This window comes from Bradyrhizobium sp. HKCCYLRH3099, assembly GCF_051167855.1.
In the GTDB taxonomy this organism is placed as follows: domain Bacteria; phylum Pseudomonadota; class Alphaproteobacteria; order Rhizobiales; family Xanthobacteraceae; genus Bradyrhizobium.
On record NZ_JBNPTW010000002.1, the window covers coordinates 138,543 to 160,464 of the forward strand.

The 21,922-nt window shown below is 66.6% G+C and carries 18 protein-coding genes; 17 read left to right on the forward strand and 1 reads right to left on the reverse strand.

Translation table 11 applies throughout. The features are described from left to right. Positions 1-39 precede the first annotated feature (39 nt). The 9 genes from ACQR1Y_RS05905 to ACQR1Y_RS05945 all read left to right on the forward strand — a co-directional run bounded on the left by ACQR1Y_RS05905 (position 40) and on the right by ACQR1Y_RS05945 (position 9,964). Positions 40-1,500 (forward strand): UDP-N-acetylmuramoyl-L-alanyl-D-glutamate--2,6-diaminopimelate ligase, encoded by a 1,461-nt coding sequence (locus tag ACQR1Y_RS05905; protein WP_434876658.1) that lies wholly within the window; start codon positions 40-42, stop codon positions 1,498-1,500. Then, on the forward strand, positions 1,497-2,873 hold the full coding sequence (locus tag ACQR1Y_RS05910) for a UDP-N-acetylmuramoyl-tripeptide--D-alanyl-D-alanine ligase (protein WP_434876657.1): 1,377 nt from the start codon (positions 1,497-1,499) through the stop codon (positions 2,871-2,873). The genes ACQR1Y_RS05905 and ACQR1Y_RS05910 overlap by 4 nt, the downstream gene beginning before the upstream one ends. Positions 2,874-3,068: 195 nt before the next feature. Continuing rightward, the gene (gene mraY, locus ACQR1Y_RS05915; protein ID WP_434860641.1) at positions 3,069-4,175 is read left to right on the forward strand and encodes a phospho-N-acetylmuramoyl-pentapeptide-transferase; all 1,107 of its coding nucleotides are present in this window, start codon (positions 3,069-3,071) and stop codon (positions 4,173-4,175) included. A gap of 111 nt (positions 4,176-4,286) precedes the next feature. Further along, the gene (murD, locus tag ACQR1Y_RS05920; RefSeq protein ID WP_434876656.1) at positions 4,287-5,687 is read left to right on the forward strand and encodes a UDP-N-acetylmuramoyl-L-alanine--D-glutamate ligase; all 1,401 of its coding nucleotides are present in this window, start codon (positions 4,287-4,289) and stop codon (positions 5,685-5,687) included. Positions 5,688-5,733: 46 nt separating this feature from the next. Then, complete coding sequence (locus ACQR1Y_RS05925) at positions 5,734-6,060, forward strand: hypothetical protein (protein ID WP_434876655.1); 327 nt, start codon at positions 5,734-5,736, stop codon at positions 6,058-6,060. After that, complete coding sequence (locus tag ACQR1Y_RS05930) at positions 6,044-6,715, forward strand: nucleotidyl transferase AbiEii/AbiGii toxin family protein (protein ID WP_434876654.1); 672 nt, start codon at positions 6,044-6,046, stop codon at positions 6,713-6,715. The genes ACQR1Y_RS05925 and ACQR1Y_RS05930 overlap by 17 nt, the downstream gene beginning before the upstream one ends. Before the next feature lie 70 nt (positions 6,716-6,785). Continuing rightward, positions 6,786-7,937 carry a putative lipid II flippase FtsW gene (gene ftsW, locus ACQR1Y_RS05935; protein WP_434876653.1) on the forward strand — a complete coding sequence of 384 codons (1,152 nt, stop codon included), beginning with the start codon at positions 6,786-6,788 and terminating at the stop codon, positions 7,935-7,937. Positions 7,938-7,983: 46 nt separating this feature from the next. Next, on the forward strand, positions 7,984-9,087 hold the full coding sequence (murG, locus tag ACQR1Y_RS05940) for an undecaprenyldiphospho-muramoylpentapeptide beta-N-acetylglucosaminyltransferase (protein ID WP_434876652.1): 1,104 nt from the start codon (positions 7,984-7,986) through the stop codon (positions 9,085-9,087). Between the two features lie 22 nt (positions 9,088-9,109). Next, positions 9,110-9,964 carry a helix-turn-helix domain-containing protein gene (locus ACQR1Y_RS05945; RefSeq protein ID WP_434876651.1) on the forward strand — a complete coding sequence of 285 codons (855 nt, stop codon included), beginning with the start codon at positions 9,110-9,112 and terminating at the stop codon, positions 9,962-9,964. On the opposite strand, the gene ACQR1Y_RS05950 is transcribed toward ACQR1Y_RS05945, so the two are convergent. Beyond that, positions 9,954-10,679 (reverse strand): carbonic anhydrase, encoded by a 726-nt coding sequence (locus tag ACQR1Y_RS05950; protein WP_434860648.1) that lies wholly within the window; start codon positions 10,677-10,679, stop codon positions 9,954-9,956. The two genes, ACQR1Y_RS05945 and ACQR1Y_RS05950, sit on opposite strands and share 11 nt — an antisense overlap. 355 nt (positions 10,680-11,034) lie before the next feature. Here ACQR1Y_RS05950 and murC point away from each other — a divergent pair, with 355 nt between their 5' ends. The 8 genes from murC to ACQR1Y_RS05990 all read left to right on the forward strand — a co-directional run bounded on the left by murC (position 11,035) and on the right by ACQR1Y_RS05990 (position 21,814). Continuing rightward, positions 11,035-12,438 carry a UDP-N-acetylmuramate--L-alanine ligase gene (gene murC, locus ACQR1Y_RS05955; protein ID WP_434876650.1) on the forward strand — a complete coding sequence of 468 codons (1,404 nt, stop codon included), beginning with the start codon at positions 11,035-11,037 and terminating at the stop codon, positions 12,436-12,438. A gap of 196 nt (positions 12,439-12,634) precedes the next feature. Beyond that, positions 12,635-13,558 (forward strand): UDP-N-acetylmuramate dehydrogenase, encoded by a 924-nt coding sequence (gene murB, locus ACQR1Y_RS05960; protein WP_434876649.1) that lies wholly within the window; start codon positions 12,635-12,637, stop codon positions 13,556-13,558. 68 nt (positions 13,559-13,626) lie between these two features. Next, positions 13,627-14,616 (forward strand): D-alanine--D-alanine ligase family protein, encoded by a 990-nt coding sequence (locus ACQR1Y_RS05965; protein WP_434876648.1) that lies wholly within the window; start codon positions 13,627-13,629, stop codon positions 14,614-14,616. A 314-nt stretch (positions 14,617-14,930) separates the two neighbouring features. Next, the gene (locus tag ACQR1Y_RS05970) at positions 14,931-15,968 is read left to right on the forward strand and encodes a cell division protein FtsQ/DivIB (protein WP_434876647.1); all 1,038 of its coding nucleotides are present in this window, start codon (positions 14,931-14,933) and stop codon (positions 15,966-15,968) included. Next, positions 15,965-17,284, forward strand: coding sequence for a cell division protein FtsA (gene ftsA, locus ACQR1Y_RS05975; protein WP_434860653.1), 1,320 nt, complete (start codon positions 15,965-15,967; stop codon positions 17,282-17,284). The genes ACQR1Y_RS05970 and ftsA overlap by 4 nt, the downstream gene beginning before the upstream one ends. 90 nt (positions 17,285-17,374) lie before the next feature. After that, positions 17,375-19,219 carry a cell division protein FtsZ gene (ftsZ, locus tag ACQR1Y_RS05980; protein WP_434876646.1) on the forward strand — a complete coding sequence of 615 codons (1,845 nt, stop codon included), beginning with the start codon at positions 17,375-17,377 and terminating at the stop codon, positions 19,217-19,219. A 345-nt stretch (positions 19,220-19,564) separates the two neighbouring features. Then, a complete protein-coding gene (lpxC, locus tag ACQR1Y_RS05985) occupies positions 19,565-20,524 on the forward strand; it encodes a UDP-3-O-acyl-N-acetylglucosamine deacetylase (RefSeq protein ID WP_434876645.1) in 960 nt (319 codons plus the stop codon). A gap of 399 nt (positions 20,525-20,923) precedes the next feature. Then, entirely contained in the window at positions 20,924-21,814 is an 891-nt protein-coding gene (locus ACQR1Y_RS05990) for an outer membrane protein assembly factor BamD (protein WP_434860656.1), read from the forward strand. Positions 21,815-21,922: the final 108 nt, after the last annotated feature.

A 21,922-nucleotide genomic window follows, 5' to 3' on the forward strand; every position in this document is an offset into this window, starting at 1 on the left:
CCGCCACCCGGGCGGGGCCAGCACCGGTACGGGACCAGGATGAAAATTCACGACCTCCTGGGGGATCAGGCGACCCTCGACGCCCGCATCGCCGCAGTCGAGGTCTCCGGCCTTGCCGTCGACAGCCGCGCGGTGCGCCCCGGCGACCTGTTCTTCGCGCTGTCGGGAACCAAGACCGACGGGGCCCGGTTTATCGCAGCCGCCATCGCCGCTGGCGCCGTCGCCGTCGCCGGTGCCTCGGCACCGCAGGGCGATCTTTCGGTTCCGTTCGTGGTGCTTCCGAATCCGCGGCGGGCCCTGGCGCTCGCGGCCTCCCGCTTCTTCCCGCGGCAGCCTGCGACCATCGCAGCCGTCACCGGCACGAGCGGCAAGACCTCGGTCGCAGCGTTTACGCGGCAGATCTGGCAGCAGCTCGGCCACAGCTCGGCCAGCATCGGCACGGTCGGCCTGGTGTCGGACAAGCGCACCGTCTACGGCTCGCTGACGACCCCCGATCCGATCGCGCTGCATCGGCAGATCGACGAGATCACCGGGGAGGGCGTCACGCATCTGGCGTTCGAGGCGTCGTCGCACGGGCTCGATCAGTTCAGGCTGGATGGCGTCCGGGTTTCGGCTGGCGGGTTCACGAACCTGTCGCGCGACCACATGGATTATCATCCCGATCTCGCCCACTATCTCAACGCCAAGCTGCGGCTGTTCCGCGATCTGGTCCCGCCGGGCGGTGCTGCGGTGGTCTCGGCAGATCATGAGAGTTCTGCCGAGGTCATTGCTGCGGCGGAGGCGCGCGGGCTGCGGCTGATGACGGTGGGCACGAACGGCGACGGCGCGGGGCCGGGCATCCGGCTCGTGGCTGCCGCGGTCGATGGCTTCACGCAGCAGCTTGAGATCCAGCATTGCGGCCGGATGTATTCGATCCGGCTGCCGCTGGTGGGCCGCTTCCAGATCGAGAATGCGCTGGTCGCGGCGGGGCTTGCGATCGGCACCGGCAGTGATCCGCAGGCGGTGTTCGAAGCGCTCGCGACGCTCGAGGGCGCCAAGGGCCGGCTCGAACTGGTCGGTGAGCACAATGGCGCCCCCATCTTCATCGACTACGCGCACAAGCCGGACGCGCTGGCCAAGGCGCTGCAGGCGCTGCGGCCCTACGCGGCGCGCAAGCTCGTGGTCGTGTTCGGCTGCGGCGGCGACCGTGACACCGGCAAGCGGCCGCTGATGGGCGCGATCGCCATCGCCGAGGCGGATGGCGTCATCATCACCGACGACAATCCGCGCAGCGAGGATCCGGCCGCGATCCGCGCGGCAATCCTTGCGTCCGCGCCAGGAGCGCGGGAGATCGGCGACCGCGCCGAAGCGATCCGGGTTGCGATCAGCGAGCTGCAGCCCGGCGATGCGCTGGTGATCGCGGGCAAGGGCCACGAGACCGGACAGATCATCGGCAGCACGGTGCTGCATTTCAGCGATCATGAAGCGGTCGCGGACGCATTGGCAGCGAGGGCATCATGACAAAGGCGCTGTGGACGGTGGCTGAGGCGGCGCGCGCGCTCGGCCTCGCCGGCGACTATCCGGAGACGCCGATCGACTTCGTCACGCAGGACAGCCGCGCCGTGAAGCCGGGCAGCCTGTTTGTCGCGCTGAGCGGCACGCCGAGCGGCGGCTTCGTGTCGAGCTTTGCGTCCAGCCGCGACGGCTGGGAGTTTGCCGCCAATGCCGAGGCGGCCGGTGCCGTGGCGATGATCGTCCCGCATCGCATTGAGGGCATCAGCGTTCCGCAGCTCGTGGTGGCGGACACGCTGATCGATGGTCTCTGGGCGCTCGCGCGCGCCGCTCGGGCGCGCTTTCATGGGCCGGTGATCGGGCTCACCGGCAGCGCGGGCAAGACCTCGACCAAGGAGTTCATCGCCGCCTATCCGGGCGCATCCGCCAGCCCTTCCAGCTTCAACAATTTCTGGGGCGTGCCGCTGACGCTGTGCAATGCCGATCCCTCGGCCTCGGTCTGGGTGGTCGAGATGGGCATGAACCAGAAGGGCGAGATCGCGCGGCTGACGGAGCTGTCCCAGCCGACCGTGGCGCTGGTGGTGAACGTGCAGCCGGTGCATCTGGAGAAGCTCGGCAGTCTCGAAGCGATCCGGCAGGAGAAGGTCTCGATCGCCCGCGGCCTGCCGGCCGACGGCGTCCTCGTGCTTCCCGCCGATCTCTCGGCGCCGGAATGGACCGGCAAGACCATCCGCTTCGGCGGCGACGCCGAAGTCCGCGAGCTGTCGCATAGCTCACGCGGCGAAAGCTGGGATGTGACGGCCGACATCGCCGGCCGCCGCGTCGCCTTCGCGCTGACCCCTGGCGCGCCGCACCGCCTGCACAACGCGCTGGCGGCGCTGGCCTCGGTCGCCGCGGCCGGGCTCGATCCGGTGCTGCTGGCGCCAGCGCTCGGCCAAGTCGGCATCATGACCGGTCGTGGCGTCGAGCAGACGATCGGCGACATCGTGCTGATCGACGACAGCTTCAATGGCAATCCGGCCAGCATGGCTGCGGCGCTCGACAGCCTGCAGGCGCGTCCCGTCCGCGGGCGGCGGATCGCCGTGATCGGCGACATGCTGGAGCTCGGCGACGAGGCGCCGGCCTATCACGCCGAGATGGTCGGCCATCTCGCCGGTATCGACGGTGTCTATTGTGTCGGACCGCTGATGCGGCATCTGTTCGACAAGGTGCCCGACGCGAAGCGGCTCGGCTGGCACGAGGATCCGGTGACGCTGGATCCCGGGACGATCGCGGCGCTGCTGGCGCCCGGCGACGTCGTCGTCATCAAGGGCAGCAAGAAGATCTTCTGGGTCAACAAGTTCGTCTCGAAGCTCGCCGCCGCTTTGCAGGGGGCCGCCTGACAATCGGGCGATATCGCGGCGCGAGAGAAGGATGTTCTTCCACTGGCGGTCGACGCGGTCGTGCCGGACGGATCATTCCGCCGCGCTACGATTCGCACCCGGCCCCGATCATGGTTAAAAGAGGCTGGACTGGATTCGTGCACGGGACGCCCGTGCCGCGCGCTCGGTCCCGGTGAGACGGCATAGGCGGGTTGGATGTTCTACTGGTTGATCGAGCTGACGAATACGTTTCCGAGCCTGTCGATGTTTCGCGGCCTGCTGAACGTGTTCCGGTACATCACGTTCCGCACCGGCGGCGCCGTGGTCACGGGCGCGCTGTTCGTGTTCCTGTTTGGCCCATGGATCATCGATCATCTGCGGCTGCGCCAGGGCAAGGGCCAGCCGATCCGCACCGACGGCCCGCAGTCGCATATCATCAGCAAGAAGGGCACGCCGACGATGGGCGGCCTGATGATCCTGTCCGGCCTCGTCGTCTCCACGGTGCTGTGGGCCAATCCGCTCAACCCCTATGTCTGGATCGTGCTCGCGGTGACGCTCGGCTTCGGCTTCGTCGGCTTCTATGACGACTACCTGAAGGTCACCAAGCAGTCGCACTCCGGCTTTGCCGGCCGCCTGCGCCTTTTGATCGAGGCGGCGATCGCTCTGGTGGCCTGCTACGCGCTGGTCCGGCTGGGACGCGATGCGTCCTCGACGGGGCTGGCGATTCCGTTCTTCAAGGACCTCATCTTCAAGTTCGGCTGGATGTATGTGATCTTCGGCGCCTTCGTCATCGTCGGTGCCGGCAACGCCGTGAACCTGACCGATGGACTCGATGGCCTCGCCATCGTGCCTGTCATGATCGCATCCGCAAGCTTCGGCTTGATCGCCTATCTCGCCGGCAATGCCGTGTTCGCGGATTATCTGCAGATCCATTATGTCGCGGGCACCGGCGAGCTCGCGGTGCTCTGCGGGGCCGTGCTCGGCGCCGGCCTCGGCTTTCTCTGGTTCAACGCGCCGCCGGCCTCGATCTTCATGGGCGACACCGGTTCGCTGGCGCTCGGCGGCATGCTCGGCTCGATCGCCGTGGCGGTGAAGCACGAGATCGTGCTGGCCGTCATCGGCGGCCTGTTCGTGCTGGAAGCCGTGTCGGTGATCGTGCAGGTCGCCTCGTTCAAGCTGACGGGAAAGCGCATCTTCAAGATGGCGCCGATCCACCATCATTTCGAGCAACTCGGCTGGACCGAGCCGCAGATCGTGATCCGGTTCTGGATCATCTCGGTGATGCTGGCGCTGGTCGGCCTCTCGACGCTGAAGCTGCGCTGATGAAATCCTTCCAAGCTGATCGTCATTCCGGGGCGCGCGGCACGCGCGAACCCGGAATCTCGAGATTCCGGATCACCGCTGCGCGGTGTCCGGAATGACGGAGTTCTTCTCATGATCCCCGTCACCTCATTCGCCGGCAAGACCGTTGCCGTGTTCGGGCTCGGCGGCTCCGGGCTCGCGTCGTGCCACGCGTTGCGCGCCGGCGGCGCCGAAGTGATCGCGGCCGATGACGGCGTTGACCGGATGACGGAAGCCGCAAAGGCGGGTTTCATCACCGCCGATCTGCGCACGGTCTCCTGGGCAAACTTCGCGGCGCTGGTGCTGGCGCCGGGCGTGCCGCTGACCCATCCGGTGCCGCATTGGAGCGTGCTCAGGGCGCGCGAGGCCGGTGTCGAGGTGATCGGCGACATCGAGCTGTTTTGCCGCGAACGCCGGCGCCACGCACCGGACGCGCCGTTCATCGCGATCACCGGCACCAACGGCAAATCGACGACCACGGCGCTGATCGCGCATCTGATGCGGGTCGCCGGCTACGACGCCCAGATGGGCGGCAATATCGGCACCGCGATCCTGTCGCTGGAGCCCCCGCGCATGGGCCGCGTCCATGTGATCGAGATGTCATCCTACCAGATCGATCTGACGCCCTCGCTCGATCCGAGCGTCGGCATCCTGATCAATGTCAGCGAGGACCACATCGACCGCCACGGGACGATCGAGAACTACGCGGCGGTGAAGGAGCGACTGGTGGCGGGCGTGCAGCCACAGGGCACGGCGATCGTCGGCGTCGACGACGGCTTTTGCCGCGCGATCGCCGACCGGCTCGACCAGGCCGGCAAGCGCGTCGTGCGCATCTCGGTGAAGAACCCGCTGGCCGATGGGCTCTACACCGAGCATGAGACGATCGTGAGGAGCGCCGGCGGCGCGCGCAGCGAAGTCGCGCGGCTCGGCGGCATCGGCTCGCTGCGTGGCCAGCACAATGCGCAGAACGCCGCCTGTGCCGCCGCGGCCGCGCTCGCGATCGGCGTCAAGGAGGAGGTGCTGCAGCAGGGCCTGCGCAGCTTCCCCGGTCTCGCGCATCGCATGGAGCAGGTCGGCCGCCGCGGCGCCGTGCTGTTCGTCAACGACTCCAAGGGCACCAACGCGGACGCGACGGCGCACGCGCTGTCGTCCTTCGCCGACATCTTCTGGATCGCCGGCGGCAAGCCGAAGGCCGGCGGCATTACCAGCCTCACCGGCTTCTTCCCGCGCATCCGCAAGGTCTATCTGATCGGCGAGGCCGCGACGGAATTCGCCGGCACGCTCGGCGACAAGGTGCCGCACGCGATGTCCGGCACGCTCGAGGTCGCGGTGGAGCAGGCGGCCGCGGACGCTGAGGCCTCAGGGCTGAAGGAGGCCGTCGTCCTGCTGTCGCCGGCCTGCGCTTCGTTCGACCAGTTCCGCAACTTCGAAATCCGCGGCACCCGCTTCCGCGACCTGGTGCAGGCGCTGCCGGGTGTGACGCCGGCCGTCTGAAGGCTGGCCGCTGGTTCTGAAACTGCGATCGTGGTAGGGTAGCAGCATGGAAAGTCGGGCGGAGCTGCTCATTCCCATAGACATGCTCTCCGATCTCGAACGGCGGTTCTTCTGGTGGGAGCCCGTCGGATCGGAGCCGCGCTCGCCTGAGCGGATCATCGCACAGGCGATGAGCTTTGCCGGCTTCGAAGAGATCCGCACACTCGAGCAGGAGCTGGGTCCAGACCTACTGGTGGACATCATGCTCAATGCCCAACCGGGCTGGATCGATGCACGATCCTGGGAGTTCTGGCGCGGCCGCCTCGCGCGCGCGACGGGACGGACGATCCCTATGGAGGCGCCGACGAGGTCGTTCAATGACGGACTCGTTTGAGCCACGCCTCGATATCCTGCCGCCAGCTCAATTGAACCTTTGGACCGAGCTCTCTCCGGCTCGGGACCTTGGTTTTGTCCTCTATGGCGGAACGGCGGTTGCGCTGCATCTTGGTCACAGAACGTCCTTCGACTTCGATTTCTTCAATGCGTCACCGCTCGACAAGGCGAGGATCTCGTCAGCTTTCTTATTCATGCGGTATGCGCGACCAATCCAGGAAGACATCAATTCTCTCGTCTTGAACGTGGGCACTTCGGAAGGCCAAGTGAAAGTCTCTTTCTTTGGCGGCCTTGCGTTGGGACGGCTCAACGATCCGTTGCCGACCAGGGATGGGGTCCTACTGGTTGCGTCTCTGGAAGATCTCCTTGCAACCAAGTTGAAGGCGATTCTCGATCGCGCCGAGGCGAAGGACTATCGTGACATTGCTGCGATGCTGCTTGCAGGCGTATCCCTGGAACGTGCGCTCGCCGGCTTCGCGAAGATGTTCAGGAGCGATGCTGCCCTGCCATTGAAGGCTCTCGGTTTTTTCAAGGATGGCGACTTGCCGACTCTGGCTCAGAGCGACCGCGATGTCCTGTGTCGGGCCCGAGACGGAGTGCGCGATATCGGTCAGGTCGAATTGCGAGCCGGTCTGTTTCCTGGCTCAAACGCGTAAGGGGCCCTTAACCCTTCGATAACCATCCTGAGCGCCAATGGGCCGATTCCTCGGCTCAGGTGGTGGCCCGATGCTCTCCCGTGAAGAACGCAATCCGCTGTCGGACTGGTGGTGGACGGTCGACAAGCCGCTGCTCGGCGCCATCCTGGCGCTGATGCTGTGCGGCGTGATCCTGTCGCTGGCGGCCAGTCCGCCGGTGGCGACCCGGATCGGGCTTGATCCGTTCCACTTCTTCAACCGACACGTCCTGTTCCTGCTGCCGTCCTTCTGTGTGCTGATCGGGGTCAGCTTCCTGTCGCCGCGGCAGATCCGGCGCAGCGCACTGGCGGTGTTCGCGATCGCCATCGTGCTGATCGTGCTGACGCTCGCGATCGGTCCCGAGGTGAAGGGCTCGCGACGCTGGATCACGCTGGTCGGTGTCAACATTCAGGCCTCGGAAGCGGCCAAGCCGGCCTTCGTCGTCGTCTCTGCCTGGCTGTTCTCGGAGTCCGCGCGGCGACCCGATATGCCGGCGACCACGATGGCGCTGGTGATGCTGCTGATGCTGGTGTCGCTCCTGGTGATGGAGCCGGATTTCGGCCAGACCATGCTGATCCTGATGGTGTGGGGCTCGCTGTTCTTCATCGCCGGCATGCGCATGATCTGGGTTGCGGGCCTTGCCGGAGCCGCGGCGGCCGGCCTGTTCGGCGCCTATCTGCTGGTTCCGCACGTGGCGGGGCGCATCAAGCGCTTCATGAACCCGGCCTCCGGCGACACCTTCCAGGTCGACACCGCAATGGAGGCGTTTTCCAACGGCGGCTGGTTCGGGCTCGGGCCGGGTGAGGGCATCGCCAAGCGCAGCCTGCCGGACAGCCACACCGACTTCGTATTCGCGGTCGCCGCCGAGGAGTTCGGCATCATCCTGTGCCTGGCGCTGGTCGCGCTGTTCGGCTTCATCGTCATCCGCACGCTGTCACGCGCCTATGCCAGCGAGGACGGCTTCTCGCGGTTTGCAGCGTCAGGGCTCGCGATCCTGTTCGGCGTTCAGGCCGCCATCAACATCTCGGTGAATCTGCAATTGATCCCGGCCAAGGGCATGACCCTGCCGTTCATCTCCTATGGCGGCTCCTCGATCGTGTCGCTCGCCTATGGCGTCGGCATGATGCTCGCTCTGACGCGGCAGCGGCCGCGGATCGAGGCCGAGGTCACCGATGCGGCCGGGACGCTGCGCAATTACGCGTGAGGCGGCCGGCTCGCAATGACGACACATTGCCTGTAAACAAGCCCGCATGACCTCATCTGCGCCCCTCATTCTGCTGGCCGCCGGCGGCACCGGCGGCCATCTGTTTCCCGCCGAAGCGCTTGGCGTCGAGCTGATCAAGCGCGGCTATCGCGTCCGCCTCGTCACCGATGCGCGGGCGCTGAAATATAGCGGCCTGTTCACCAAGGACATGATCGACGTGGTGCCGAGCGAAACGGTGCGCAGCCGCTCGCCGGTGGCGCTGGCGCGCACGGCGCTGCTGCTCGGCACGGGGACACTTGCCGCGTTCAATCTGATGCGGCGGCTGAAGCCGGCGGCCGTGATCGGCTTCGGCGGCTATCCGACCGTGCCGCCGCTGCTCGCAGCAAGGCTCGCCGGCGTGCCCAGCCTCATTCACGACGCCAATGCCGTGCTCGGCCGCGCCAACCGATTTCTCTCCGCGCATGTGAGAGCGATCGCGACGTCGCTTCCCGGTGTCCTCGATCGCGATCCCGCGCTGGCGGGAAAGACGACGGCGGTCGGAACGCCGATGCGTCCTGCCATTCTCGAAGCTGCGGCGGTGCCCTATGCCTCGCCGGAGCCGGGAGGGCCTTTGCGGCTGCTCGTCGTCGGCGGCAGCCAGGGGGCTCGCGTCATGAGCGACATCGTCCCCGGCGCGATCGAGCGGCTCGAGCCGGCGCTGTGGGGCCGCCTCGTGCTGACCCAGCAGGTCCGCCAGGAGGACATGGCGCGGGTACGCGCGGTCTATGACCGGCTCAAGATCAATGCCGAACTGCAGCCGTTCTTCACCGACCTGCCGTCGCGGCTCGCCGCCAATCATCTCGTGATCTCGCGGTCCGGCGCCGGCACCGTGGCCGAGCTCGCCGCCATCGGCCGGCCGTCGATCCTTGTGCCGTTGCCCGGCGCCATTGACCAGGACCAGTTCGCCAATGCGGGCGTGCTGTCGAACGCGAACGCCGCGATCCGGATCGTGCAGACCGACTTCACGTCCGACCGGCTGGCTTCGGAGATCTCATCTCTCGCCGCTGAGCCGTCGCGCCTTGCCGCCATGGCCCAAGCCGCGCGCACCGCAGGCCGGCTCGATGCCGCGGAGCGGTTGGCCGATCTCGTCATCAGGACCGCCACGCCTTGAGCGGAGCGCGCGCAGGCCTGGCATGATAGGACTTGCGGAGTCGCAGCACGATCCGATGCGCCTGCGGCATCATCCGTCCTTCGTTCCGGTCTTCGTCAGCTTCTGCGACCAGCTGGTCGCGCCGCTGCGCGGCCAGCGCCTGATGATCAAGCTGTTCGGGCAGCGCGCCCCGACCGAGATCGCCGCGCATATCGTCATGATGCACATGTCGGCCCGCGACGCCACCGAGCGTCCGACCTTGACGCGGTTGCAGGCGCGGCTGCCGGGATCGCGTCAGACGGCGGTCTTCATCACGATGCTGCGGGGTCTGTCGCTGGTGAAGGTGGAGCGGGATCCCGACGATGCCCGCATCCGCTATCTGATTCCTGGGCCCGTCATCCTCGATGGCCTGCGTGGCTGGCTCGCTCTTCACCTCGACTGCCATGCGCAGCTGACGCGGGGCGAGCGATTGAGCCGGCGTCTGCACAGCGACGACACGTTCTTCGCCGAAATGATCCGGCAATGCGCGACATGGCTGTGCCGCGCCAATCGGCCACTGACGAGCTTTCCGGATCTCGCCTGGACCGACGAGCATGACAGCGGCATCCACCTGGCACTGACGCTCGTCGCCCGCTCGGCCGCTGGCCAAGCCGCCGTCGACGTGTCGACCGCCGAGCTTGCGGCCTCGCTCGGTGTATCGCGCTCGCATATCCGCAACCTGCTCACGGCGATGGAAGGGCGCGGCCTGCTGAGCTTCGACGAGCGGCGCCAGCGATTGTCGCTGACGCCGGGGTTTGTGGCGTCCGTCGAGGCCTGGTTCTGCCACCAGATCTGCTGGCTGGCGGCGGCCGGCGAGCGTGCCGATCGCGCGCTGCTGCTTTCCGGCGTCAGAGCGTGACGACGCGGCCGGACGCGATGTCGTAGACGCCGCCGATGACCTTCACCTTGCCGTCGGCAACCATGCCGCTGACGATCGGCTTGGCCTTCGACAAACGCTGCACGTTGTGGCGGACGTTCTCCTTCGTCGCCTCTGCCAGCAGATCCTGCGGCTTCTTCGCGATCGCGGCCTCGACGCCCGGCTTCAGCGCGTTCACCAGCTCCGGCAGGTGGCCCGGCAGCTTGGTGCCGTCCTTAAGCACCTTGATCGTGGCGTCGACGGCGCCGCAGCCGCTATGGCCGAGCACCAGCACGAGCGGAATGCCGAGGAACTTCACGCCATATTCGAGGCTGGCGAGACCATCGTCATTGACGAAATTGCCGGCGACGCGGACCACGAACAGCTCGCCTGGAGCCTGATCGAACACCAGCTCGGGAGCGACGCGGGAATCCGCGCAGCTCACGATCGCCGCAATCGGATACTGCGCGGTGGCGCGCGCGGCGCGCCCGGCCGAGAAATCCTTGTTGTCCAGATTGCCGGCGGCGTAGCGCGCGTTGCCGTCCATGATCCGCTTCAACGCCTCGTCGGGGGAGATGGCATTGGGGGCGGGCTCCTTCGTATCTTTGGCCCATGCCGGACCGGCGCCCAGCGCCGCCGCGGCGAGCAGGCCGGCACCGCTGCCGAGCAGCCGGCGGCGGGACAAGGCGGGAGATTGGGTTTCACACAGCGCGCACATCGTCGGGTCACTCCATCGGCATTGCACGCGGCGCGTGTGGCCGCGGCTGGACAAGCGCCATGCCACGGCCGTGCGCGAAGTGAACGCGCAAAAACTGCAGGTATCGGGCTGCGCCTGTCTGGCCTGATCTTGCACTTAACGAAGGGTGAAAGATCGCGAAGCGGTCGCGCCCCGCATCTTGAGGGAGCGGAGCTGGAAAATCGGCCAAAATCAGGCGGCTACCCCTCGACTTGGCGATTTTTGCGGTCGAAGCGGGCTTGTCCCGGTCGGCCATGTCTTGCAAGAAGGGCCGGTGATTCGCGGCCGCTTGCCTCCGGGCGGGCGCGGCGGAGCCCCCTTTGAGACGAGACGCCCCATGAGACTGCCGCGCGAAATCGGACCCATCCACTTCGTCGGGATCGGCGGCATCGGCATGAGCGGCATCGCCGAGGTGCTGTGCAATCTCGGCTATACGGTGCAGGGCTCGGACGCCTCGGACAATGCCAATGTCGCGCGCCTGCGCGAGAAGGGCATCACCGTCGGCGTCGGTCATAAGGCCGAGAACGTCGCGGGCGCCGACGTCGTCGTGGTCTCGACCGCGATCAAGCGCGACAATCCCGAACTGATGGCCGCCCGCGCCCACCGCATCCCCGTGGTGCGGCGGGCCGAGATGCTGGCCGAGCTGATGCGGCTGAAGAGCTGCGTCGCCATCGCCGGCACCCACGGCAAGACCACGACGACCTCGATGGTCGCGGCACTGCTCGACGCCGGCGGGCTCGATCCGACCGTCATCAATGGCGGCATCATCAATGCCTATGGCACTAACGCGCGGCTTGGCGGCGGCGAATGGATGGTGGTGGAGGCCGACGAGAGCGACGGCACCTTCCTGAAGCTGCCGGCCGATGTCGCGATCGTCACCAATGTCGATCCCGAGCATCTCGATCACTTCAAGACCTTCGACGCCGTGCAGGATGCGTTCCGCGCCTTCGTCGAGAACGTGCCGTTCTACGGCTTTGCCGTGATGTGCATCGATCATCCCGTGGTGCAGGCTTTGGTCGGCAAGATCGAGGACCGCCGCATCATCACCTATGGCGTGAACCCGCAGGCCGATGTCCGCCTCGTCGACCTCACGCCGACGGGCGGCGGCTCGTCGTTCAAGGTCGTGTTCCGTGACCGCAAGAGCGGCGCGACGCACGAGATTTCAGACATCGTGCTGCCGATGCCGGGTCGGCACAACGCCTCGAACGCGACGGCGGCGATCGCGGTGGCGCGCGAGCTCGGCCTGTCCGATGACGCGATCCGCAAGGCGATCGCCGGCTTCGGTGGCGTCAAGCGCCGCTTCACCCGCACCGGCAAATGGAACGGCGTCACTGTCATCGACGACTACGGTCACCATCCCGTCGAGATCGCTGCCGTGCTGAAGGCGGCGCGCGAATCCACCAACGGCAAGGTCGTTGCCGTGGTGCAGCCGCATCGCTACACCCGGCTGCAATCGCTGTTCGAGGAGTTCTGCACCTGCTTCAACGACGCCGATGCCGTGATCGTCGCCGACGTCTATCCGGCCGGTGAAGCGCCGATCGAGGGCATCGACCGCGATCACTTCGTGCTCGGCCTGCGCGCCCACGGTCATCGCGACGTGCTGCCGCTGCCCAAGGCCGCCGACCTCGCCGGCATCGTCAAGGACCTCGCCAAGCCGGGCGATCTCGTCGTCTGCCTCGGCGCCGGCAACATCACGCAATGGGCCTATGCGCTGCCGAACGAGCTGAAGGCGCTGGGCTAGTGTTGGTACGCGAGCTGGCAACGGCACGGCGCTCTCGGCTCTCTCCCCCCTTGTGGGGGAGAGGTGGAGAGGGGGGTACCACGAACGCCGGCGTATGCGGTTCACCCCCCTCCCTGACCCTCCCCCACAAGGGGGGAGGGAACGGAAAAAGCGGAGCGTCCCTGACGATCTCGGGGCGCGAACTGAAAGGCGCGCAGTGACCTTCCCCGACATCACGCCCGACCTGAAGGCCGCCATGCCCGAATTGCGCGGGCGGTTGCTCAGCAACGAGAGTCTCGCGCCGCTCACCTGGTTTCGCGTCGGCGGACCGGCGCAGGTGCTGTTCACGCCAGCCGATGCTGATGACCTCGCATACTTTCTGAAGCATCTCGCCGCTGATCTGCCGGTCTACGTCATCGGCGTAGGCTCCAACATGATCGTCCGCGACGGCGGTGTGCCGGGGGTCGTTATCCGGCTGGCGCCGCGTGCGTTCGGTGAGGTCAAGGCAGAGGGCGACATCGTCACCGCCGGCACCGCCGCGCTCGACAAGCGCGTCGCCGAGGTCGCAGCCTCAGCCAATCTCGCTGGCCTCGAATTCCTGTTCGGCATTCCCGGCACCATCGGTGGCGCGTTGCGCATGAATGCCGGCGCAAATGGCGGCGAGACCAAGGATATCCTGGTCGAGGCGACCGCGATCGACCGCCAGGGCGAGACGCATCGCTTCACCAATGCCGACATGAAGTTCACCTATCGCGCGAGCGGCACAGATCCCTCGCTGATCTTCACGGCAGCGCGCTTCCGCGGCACGCCGTCCACGCCGGACGCGATCCGCGCGCGCATGGCCGAGGTGCAGGCGCATCGCGAGACGGCGCAGCCGATCCGCGAGAAGACCGGTGGCTCGACCTTCAAGAATCCGCCGGGGCATTCGGCCTGGAAGCTGGTCGATGCCGCCGGCTGCCGCGGCCTCAAGGTCGGCGGGGCGCAAGTGTCCGAGATGCACTGCAACTTCCTGATCAACACCGGCAGCGCCACCGCCGGTGATATCGAGACGCTCGGCGAGACCGTGCGCGAGCGGGTCAAGGCCAACTCCGGCATCGAGCTGCAGTGGGAAATCAAGCGGATCGGACTCAAGGCGAGCTGAAGCTCTGCGTGTTCAAGTGAAGTCCTGGAGTCCGCGACCACGTTTTGAGATCAACCGAGAAGCCATTGATGCGCACCACGATTCTGTTCGGCGGCACCAACAAGGAACGCCTCGTCTCGGTCGCCAGCGCCAAGGCGCTGCACGCCGCGTTGCCGGAAGCGGACCTCTGGTTCTGGGACGTCGACGACAGCGTGCATCAGGCGAGCGGCGCAGCGCTGGTCGCGCATGCCAAGCCGTTCGAAGAGCCGTTCACGGCCGACGGCGCCAGGATCGGGATGCTCGTCGAGGCGCTCGATCGCGCCAAGGCCGAGGATCGCGTGCTCGTTCTCGGCCTGCACGGCGGGCGGGCGGAGAACGGCGAGCTTCAACTGATGTGTGAGATGCGAGGCGTGCCGTTTACCGGCTCGAGCTCGGCGTCCTCTCACCTTGCCTTCGACAAGGTTGCCGCCAAGCGGTTCGCCGTGCTCGGCGGTGTGACGGCAGCCGCCGGTGTGACGCTTGAAAACGCCGAAGCTGCGCTCGCGCAATACGGCCGGCTGATCGCCAAGCCCGTGAAGGACGGTTCGAGCTTCGGGCTGATCTTCGTCAATGCCAAGCAGGACCTCGTCGCGGTCAAGGCGGCCGCCGCGACTGAAGAGTATCTGATCGAGCCATTCGTCACCGGGGTTGAGGCGACATGCGGCGTGCTCGAACAGGGCGACGGCTCGCTGATCGCGCTGCCGCCGATCGAGATCCTGCCCGCGGATGGCGCCTTCAACTATTTCGCGAAGTACCTCGCCGCTGCGACGAAGGAGATCTGTCCGGGACGCTTCAGTCCGGAGGTCACGGCGGCGCTGCAGCGAGAGGCAATCAAGGCGCATCGCGCGCTGTCATGCGGCGGCTATTCGCGCACGGACTTCATCGTCTCGGCCAATGGCCCCGTCTATCTGGAGACCAACACTCTGCCGGGGCTCACCGCGGCGTCGCTCTATCCGAAGGCCCTGGCCGCGCAGGGCATCGGTTTTCGCGACTTTCTCGACCAGCAGATCGCCTTGGCCGAGCGGCGCGCCAGCCGCTGAGACGTTCGATAGGCGCCCCGCAGGAACCCGGCCCGGCGTGCTCCGGTGGTTCCCGTGACCTGTAAAATGCTTAAGAATTCCGGGCAAGGTCCTCAGAAATCGGAGAAAAAAATCGTCTCTCCGGGCCTATTTTACTTTTTGTTTACCAGGACGTCCGAAGGTTAACGCTGGCGCTCCAGTGGTGCCCGGCTGCCGGAATGAGTGCTGTCGTGACGAAACGCATCGCCGTGGTCACCAGCGTCAGGGCGGAGTCGGGACCGAGGCGCGCGGGTCCGCGACGTATTTGCGGGCGCAACAGTTGATGAGCTCGTGCAATGGATGGTGCAGGACGCCTCGCTCGATCGCAGAGGCCTCAAGCTGACCTGAAAGCCGCTGCCCTTGGCGCGGCAATCCTGCTGCGCGAGTATGTCTCAGCCCGTCTTCCCCGCCTCAAGCTGCCGCGAGGACGTAAGAAGGACACGCGCCGAGATCGTGCGCCGATGCCGGTTGCCATGGCGCCGCTGGTCGAGCGCGAGGCGCCGCCGCGCATCGTCGACTTCGTCGAGCGCTATGTGCCGCGCCGGCTCGGCACCGTCGCCACGGTGGCGCTGCTGTTCGGCAGCGTCTGGCTCGGCATCGTCAAGGGCGGCCACGCCCAGGATGTCAGCGCGGCGCTGTCCGACACCCGCAATTCCCTGGCCAATGCTGCCGGCTTTCGCATCACCGCCGTCGCGATCAACGGCCGCAAGCAGCTCACCCAGGACGAGATCCTCGCGATCGGCGGCGTCACCGGCCGCTCGTCGCTGCTGTTCCTCGATGCGGCCGCGGTTCGCGACCGGTTGAAGGCCAATCCCTGGATCGCTGAAGCGACCGTGCAGAAGTTCTTCCCGAACCAGCTGCAGATCGACATCGTCGAGCGCAAGGCGTTCGCGCTGTGGCAGCAGGACGGTCGTCTGTCGGTCATCGCCGAGGACGGCGCCGTGCTCGAACAATATGTGTCGCGCCGCTTCCTGACCTTGCCGCTCGTGGTCGGCAAGGGCGCCGAGAGCCGCGCGCGTGATTTCCTGGCGCTGCTGGCGCGCTATCCGCAGGTGCGCGCGGTGACCAAGGCCGCGGTGTTCGTCGGTGAGCGCCGCTGGAACCTGCGCACCAAGGACGGCCTCGACATCCGCCTGCCGGAGAACGACGTCGGCAACGCGCTGGCGACGCTGAGCCAGCTCGACCAGGAGGACAAGCTGTTCTCGCGCGACATCGTCGCGATCGACATGCGCCTGGCCGACCGGTTGACCGTGCAGCTCTCCGAGGACGCCGGCAAGGCGCGCGACGAACTGTTCAAGGACAAGAAAGCCAAAAAGAAAGCCGGTGACGCATGACCGGCTTCGATCGCCAGACTCCGAAGACGCGTCCGATGGGCCAGAAGCGCACCGCGCTGGTGGCCTCGCTCGACGTCGGCACCAGCAAGATCGCCTGTATGATCGCGCGGCTGAAGCCGGCGCCGCCGAGCGATGCGCTGCGCGGCCGGACCCATGCGGTCGAACTGATCGGGTACAGCCAGATCCAGTCGCGCGGCGTCAAGGCCGGCGCCGTGGTCGATCCCGTCGCCTGCGAGCAGGCGGTACGGCAGGCGGTCGCGCTGGCCGAGCGCATGGCCAAGGTGCGGGTCGAATCCGTGCTGCTGCCGGTCGCCGGCGGCCGCGTCATGGGACACCTGATCGAGGCGACCTCCGACATCCGCGGCGGCGCCGTGACGCAGGCGGATGTCAGCCGCGTGACGTCGACGGGCATGCACCACGCCACGGGCGAGGGGCGGGCGGTGCTGCATGCCCTTCCGGTCGGCTACACGCTGGACGGGGTGAAGGGCATCCGCGATCCCCGCGGCATGCTGGCCCGGCAGTTCGGCGTCGACATGAATGTCGTGACGACGGATGCCACCGTCGCCAAGAACCTGATGCTGGTGGTCGAGCGCTGCCATCTCAATGTCGAGGCGATGGCGGCGAGTCCGTATGTCGCAGGACTCTCCGTCTTGACCGACGACGAGGCCGATCTCGGCGCGGCCGTGGTCGAGATGGGCGCGGGCACGACGACGATCGCGATCTATTCCGGCGGCCGCTTCGTCCATGCCTCCGGATTTGCGCTCGGCGGGCATCACGTGACCATGGATCTTGCGCGCGGACTATCAGCGTGCATTGCAGATGCCGAGCGAATCAAGACGTTATATGGCACGGTGCTGACTGGCGGGTCCGACGCGCGTGAGTTGATGTCTGTTCCGACGGCCGGTGACAACGAGCGGGACGTTCCGCAGATCGTGTCCCGCGCCACCATCGCGAACATCGTCAGGCACCGCGCAGAGGAGATTTTTGAAATGGTCCGCGACCGGCTGAAGGATTCGCCCTTTGCGGCAGAACCCAAGGCGCGCGTCGTCCTCAGCGGAGGCGCCTCCCAGCTGACGGGCCTGGTCGAATTGGCGACCCGGATCCTCGACCGCCCGGTGCGCGTCGGCCGTCCGCTCGGCTTCGGCCGTCTCCCCAACGAGGCCAAGAACGCCGCCTTCGCGGTCCCCACCGGGCTCCTGGTCTATCCGCAATACGCGCATCTCGAACATGTCGAACCGCGGCATACGCGGCAGGTCGGGACAGGAACCGACGGCTATTTCGGAAAGGTCGGACGATGGCTACGCGAGGGCTTCTGATGACCTGTGTCCGTCCCAACAGATTTTCACCAACACCACCCACGGCCGGCGGCCGGGGCGAACCCACGCGCGCGTGATCGAGAGGCAATCATGGCACTCACTATTACCCCTCCTGATATCCACGAGCTGAAGCCCCGGATCACCGTGTTCGGCGTCGGCGGCGCGGGCGGCAACGCCGTCAACAACATGATCACGGCCGGCCTGCAGGGTGTCGACTTCGTCGTCGCCAACACCGACGCGCAGGCGCTGACGATGTCGAAGGCGCAGCGCATCATCCAGATGGGCACGCAGGTGACGCAAGGCCTCGGCGCCGGCTCGCAGCCGGACGTCGGCGCGGCCGCCGCGCAGGAGGTGATCGACGAGATCCGCGATCATCTCTCGGGCGCCAACATGGTGTTCGTGACCGCCGGCATGGGCGGCGGCACGGGCACGGGCGCTGCGCCCGTCATCGCCAAGACCGCGCGCGAGATGAACATCCTCACCGTGGGTGTCGTCACCAAGCCGTTCCACTTCGAGGGCGCGCGCCGCATGCGCACCGCGGAGTCCGGCATCTCCGAGCTGCACAAGGTGGTCGACACCTTGCTGATCATCCCGAACCAGAACCTGTTCCGGGTCGCCAACGAGAAGACCACCTTCGCCGACGCTTTCGCGATGGCCGACCAGGTTCTGTACTCCGGCGTCGCCTGCATCACCGACCTGATGGTCAAGGAAGGCCTGATCAACCTCGACTTCGCCGACGTCCGCGCCGTCATGCGCGAGATGGGCAAGGCGATGATGGGCACCGGCGAAGCCTCGGGCGAGAAGCGCGCGCTGACCGCGGCGGAAGCCGCGATCGCCAACCCGCTGATCGACGACTCCTCGATGAAGGGCGCCCGCGGCCTCTTGATCTCGATCACCGGCGGCAAGGACCTCACCCTGTTCGAGGTCGACGAAGCCGCCACCCGCATCCGCGAGGAGGTCGACCAGGACGCCAACATCATCGTCGGCGCCACCTTCGACGAATCGCTCGACGGCCTGATCCGCGTCTCCGTCGTCGCCACCGGCATCGAACAGGCGCAGTTCAACCGCGGCGTCACGACGACTGCACAGCCGGCGGCGGCTGTCGCTCCGATTGCCGCCGCCCCGACCGCTCACGCGGGTCTTCCTGAAAGCCGTCTCGCCGATCTGACGGCGCGTCTGCGCGCCGACAATCAGCGGCTGGCGGAACGCGCGGCCAAGCTCGAGCAGCAGGCCTCGCAGGCTCCGGCCGTCGCCCAACCGGCGCCCGCGCCGGTCGCCCCCGCGCCGCGCCCGGCTCCGAACCTCGAGCGCGACACGCTCGCGGCCGTGGCTGCCGCCATGGCGAGCGAGCCCGCGCCCGCTCCCGCTCCGGTTCCGACCGCGGCCTCCTATGGCGATGTGACCGTGCGTCCGATCGCTCAGAAGCCGTCGCTATTCCCCGAGCCGGAAGCCCAGCGCGCCGCGCCGATCGAACCGGCCGCGCCGCCGGAGACCTTCATCCCGCAGGCCGCCGAGCGGGTTCCGTCCCGCGCGCCGCGCATGCCGAAGTTCGAGGACTTGCCGATGCCGGCCCAGGCCGAGATCCGGCAGGCGCGGGGTGACGAGGGCGAGGAGCATCCGCAGAAGACGCGGATGTCGCTGCTGCAGCGTCTCGCCAATGTCGGCCTCGGCCGACGTGACGAGGAGAGCGAGCCGCCGATGTCGGGCCGGTCAGCTGCTCCGGCGATGCCGCAGATGCCGCCGCTGCCGGAACGCAAGCCGCAGCGGAGCGTTAGCCAGCAGGTTGCGAGCCACGAATCGCCTGTCTCTGAATATGCCCGCCGTCCCGCTCCGCAGGGTCTGGACGTCCATGGCCGTCCCGCGCCTGTGGCCCCCGCGCCACAGGGCGACGACCATTTGGATATCCCGGCCTTCCTGCGCCGGCAGGCAACCTGAGAATTGTTACAGCCCCGATGGCGCTGAACAGGCCCGGCTCGCGAGAGCCGGGCCTTTTTAATAGGCACAAAGGGACTCGAGTTGGTCGCTCAACTAACTGATTTTAAATGATTAATTATTCTTTCGGTGTTTGGATGGGGAACGAGGAGGGTTAGGGCCACGTTCCAGTTTGGTTAAGCCTTGGCGCGAATACGGCAGAGATGGGGTAACAATCCGTAAAGAAGCGTGAGTTGGCGCTCTTTGGGGCCCTCGTTAAGTTCTGCCGTGACTTGGGGATGCCTGAAAGTGAGTCGGTTCGCGAGGGGCGGCCGATAGGGGTTCAGGCGGGGTCTTGGGCGATCGTCGATGAAATTCAGCCGGCAAACAACGCTTCGTTCGCAAGCCACCGTCACGGGTGTGGGCGTCCATTCAGGTGCGCCCGTCAGCCTGACCATCGGGCCTGCGCCGATCGATGCGGGCATCGTGTTCCTCCGCACCGGCCTTGAGGGGCCCGACCGCGAGGTCCAGGCTTCCTTCGGTTCGGTGATCGCCACCGAACTTGCGACCGTCCTCGGTGACCGCAACGGTGCCCTGGTCTCGACCGCCGAGCACGTTCTCGCCGCGCTGCGCGGCATGGGTGTCGACAACGCCCTGATCGAAGTCGACGGTCCCGAAGTTCCGATCATGGATGGCAGCGCTGCGCCGTTCGTTGCCGCGATCGACCAGGCCGGTATCCTGACCCAGTCGGCGCCGCGCCGTTACATCCAGGTGCTCAAGCCGGTCCAGGTGACGATGGGCGCCTCTTCGGGCGAACTTCGTCCCAACACCTCCGGCTTCCGCGTCGAGGTCGAAATCGATTTCAGCAATCCCGTCATCGGCCGCCAAGCCTATCATTTTGAGCTGAGCCCCGAGCGTTTCCGCCGCGACATCGCCCGCGCCCGCACCTTTGGCTGCATGAGCGACGTATCGCGTCTCTGGAGCGCTGGTTTCGCGCTCGGCTCGTCGTTCGACAACACGCTGGTGTTCGACGAGGAGCGCCTGCTCAATCCGGAAGGCCTTCGCTACGCCGACGAATGCGCCCGCCACAAGGTGCTGGACGCGATCGGCGATCTCGCGCTGGCTGGTCTGCCGATGCTCGGCACCTACCGTTCGGTCCGCGGCGGCCACAAGCTCAACCATGCCGTTCTGACTGCCCTGATGGCCGATCGGACCGCGTGGCGTCTGGTCGAGGGTGAGACGGTGCGCCGTCCCCGCGTGGCTGCCGAAGTCGTCGGCGGCATGGTCGGTGGCATGGTCGCCCCGGCCTACGGTCCGGACGTGTCCTGAGCGACCTCAGCCTGCGTCTGCGTGGAACGACTCAGGACGAAGCAAGCGCCGGATCGGCTGGCGCTCAGCGATCGACGCTGTTGCCTGCGGCGTTTTGACTCCCTCATTTTCTCGTAAATGTTTGTTGCCGGTCACATCCTTCGTCAGGAGGATGGGCCTGCATATTGATGTTTTCCAACGGCTTCTCGGGCAGTAACCACGATCCGAGGCGGCAGCCTCGGTGTCGCCTTAATCCGGGCGGATTGGCTTCCTATGCGGTTGGTTGACGAAGTGTTTTCGGCTAGAGAGGCTGGGCCGGCGTGATGCGGGCAACCGGCAGAACTCTTCCTTCGCGGTCATGAGACGATGGTCATGATGCGCGGCGTAGATCAGATCACAGGCATCGGGTTCCAAAGAAGCATGTCGAACCAGCGTCTCACGCGCGAAATCCGTCAGCCCGCAGCCCGCATCGGCCAGTTGAGGCTTGCGGCATCCTTGATCCTGCTGGCGCTGCCGCTGAGCGGCTGCGGAACCGGCGGTCTCTGGGACAAGTTCCTGGCCAAGGACGACACCTTCGTCGATGAACCCGCGGACAAGCTCTACAATGAGGGCTTGTACATGCTGAACGAGAAGAAGGACGTCAAAGGCGCGAACAAGAAGTTCGAGGAAGTCGACCGGCAGCATCCTTATTCCGACTGGGCGCGCAAATCCCTGCTGATGTCGGCCTATGCGTCCTACCAGGCCGGCGACTATGACGGCTGCATCGGCGCCGCCAGCCGTTACGTGACCTTGCATCCCGGCAGCCCTGACGCCGCCTACGCGCAGTACCTGATCGCGGCCTCGCATTACGACCAGATCCCCGACATCAGCCGTGACCAGGGCCGGACCGAGAAGGCGATCGCCGCCCTCGAAGAGGTCGTGCGCAAATATCCGACCTCCGAATACGCCACCAACGCCAAGGCGAAGATGGAAGGCGCCCGCGACCAGCTCGCAGGCAAGGAGATGGATGTCGGCCGCTACTACATGCAGAAGCGCGACTACACCGCCGCCATCAACCGCTTCAAGACGGTGGTGACGCAGTACCAGACCACCCGCCACGTCGAGGAAGCGCTGTACCGGCTGACCGAGGCCTACATGACCATCGGCATCGTCGGCGAGGCGCAGACCGCGGCAGCGGTGCTCGGGCACAATTTCCCGGACAGCAAGTGGTACAAGGACGCCTACAATCTCGTGAAGTCGGGCGGCGTCGAGCCCGAGGAGAACAAGGGCTCCTATATCTCGCGGGCGTTCAAGAAGCTCGGGCTGGGGTAATCGGCGGGTTAGCCGGCCAGAGGGATCATCTGATCGATCCCCCTTTGTTCTCAATTCTTGTTTTGTTCTCTTTTTGCTGCTAGCATCGAGTCGTTCGCTCAGGGGCAT

What these genes read in the sequence shown, in the direction of transcription:
- ACQR1Y_RS05945 (WP_434876651.1), top strand. Translation starts at nt 9,110, where the DNA reads ATGATAGGACTTGCGGAGTCGCAGCACGATCCGATGCGCCTGCGGCAT.
- ACQR1Y_RS05930 (WP_434876654.1), top strand. Translation starts at nt 6,044, where the DNA reads ATGACGGACTCGTTTGAGCCACGCCTCGATATCCTGCCGCCAGCTCAA.
- ftsA (WP_434860653.1), top strand. Translation starts at nt 15,965, where the DNA reads ATGACCGGCTTCGATCGCCAGACTCCGAAGACGCGTCCGATGGGCCAG.
- murG (WP_434876652.1), top strand. Translation starts at nt 7,984, where the DNA reads ATGACCTCATCTGCGCCCCTCATTCTGCTGGCCGCCGGCGGCACCGGC.
- ACQR1Y_RS05970 (WP_434876647.1), top strand. Translation starts at nt 14,931, where the DNA reads ATGGATGGTGCAGGACGCCTCGCTCGATCGCAGAGGCCTCAAGCTGAC.
- ftsW (WP_434876653.1), top strand. Translation starts at nt 6,786, where the DNA reads ATGCTCTCCCGTGAAGAACGCAATCCGCTGTCGGACTGGTGGTGGACG.
- lpxC (WP_434876645.1), top strand. Translation starts at nt 19,565, where the DNA reads ATGAAATTCAGCCGGCAAACAACGCTTCGTTCGCAAGCCACCGTCACG.
- ACQR1Y_RS05910 (WP_434876657.1), top strand. Translation starts at nt 1,497, where the DNA reads ATGACAAAGGCGCTGTGGACGGTGGCTGAGGCGGCGCGCGCGCTCGGC.
- ACQR1Y_RS05965 (WP_434876648.1), top strand. Translation starts at nt 13,627, where the DNA reads ATGCGCACCACGATTCTGTTCGGCGGCACCAACAAGGAACGCCTCGTC.
- murD (WP_434876656.1), top strand. Translation starts at nt 4,287, where the DNA reads ATGATCCCCGTCACCTCATTCGCCGGCAAGACCGTTGCCGTGTTCGGG.
- murC (WP_434876650.1), top strand. Translation starts at nt 11,035, where the DNA reads ATGAGACTGCCGCGCGAAATCGGACCCATCCACTTCGTCGGGATCGGC.
- ACQR1Y_RS05925 (WP_434876655.1), top strand. Translation starts at nt 5,734, where the DNA reads ATGGAAAGTCGGGCGGAGCTGCTCATTCCCATAGACATGCTCTCCGAT.
- ACQR1Y_RS05950 (WP_434860648.1), bottom strand. Translation starts at nt 10,679, where the DNA reads ATGTGCGCGCTGTGTGAAACCCAATCTCCCGCCTTGTCCCGCCGCCGG.
- mraY (WP_434860641.1), top strand. Translation starts at nt 3,069, where the DNA reads ATGTTCTACTGGTTGATCGAGCTGACGAATACGTTTCCGAGCCTGTCG.
- ACQR1Y_RS05990 (WP_434860656.1), top strand. Translation starts at nt 20,924, where the DNA reads ATGTCGAACCAGCGTCTCACGCGCGAAATCCGTCAGCCCGCAGCCCGC.
- ACQR1Y_RS05905 (WP_434876658.1), top strand. Translation starts at nt 40, where the DNA reads ATGAAAATTCACGACCTCCTGGGGGATCAGGCGACCCTCGACGCCCGC.
- ftsZ (WP_434876646.1), top strand. Translation starts at nt 17,375, where the DNA reads ATGGCACTCACTATTACCCCTCCTGATATCCACGAGCTGAAGCCCCGG.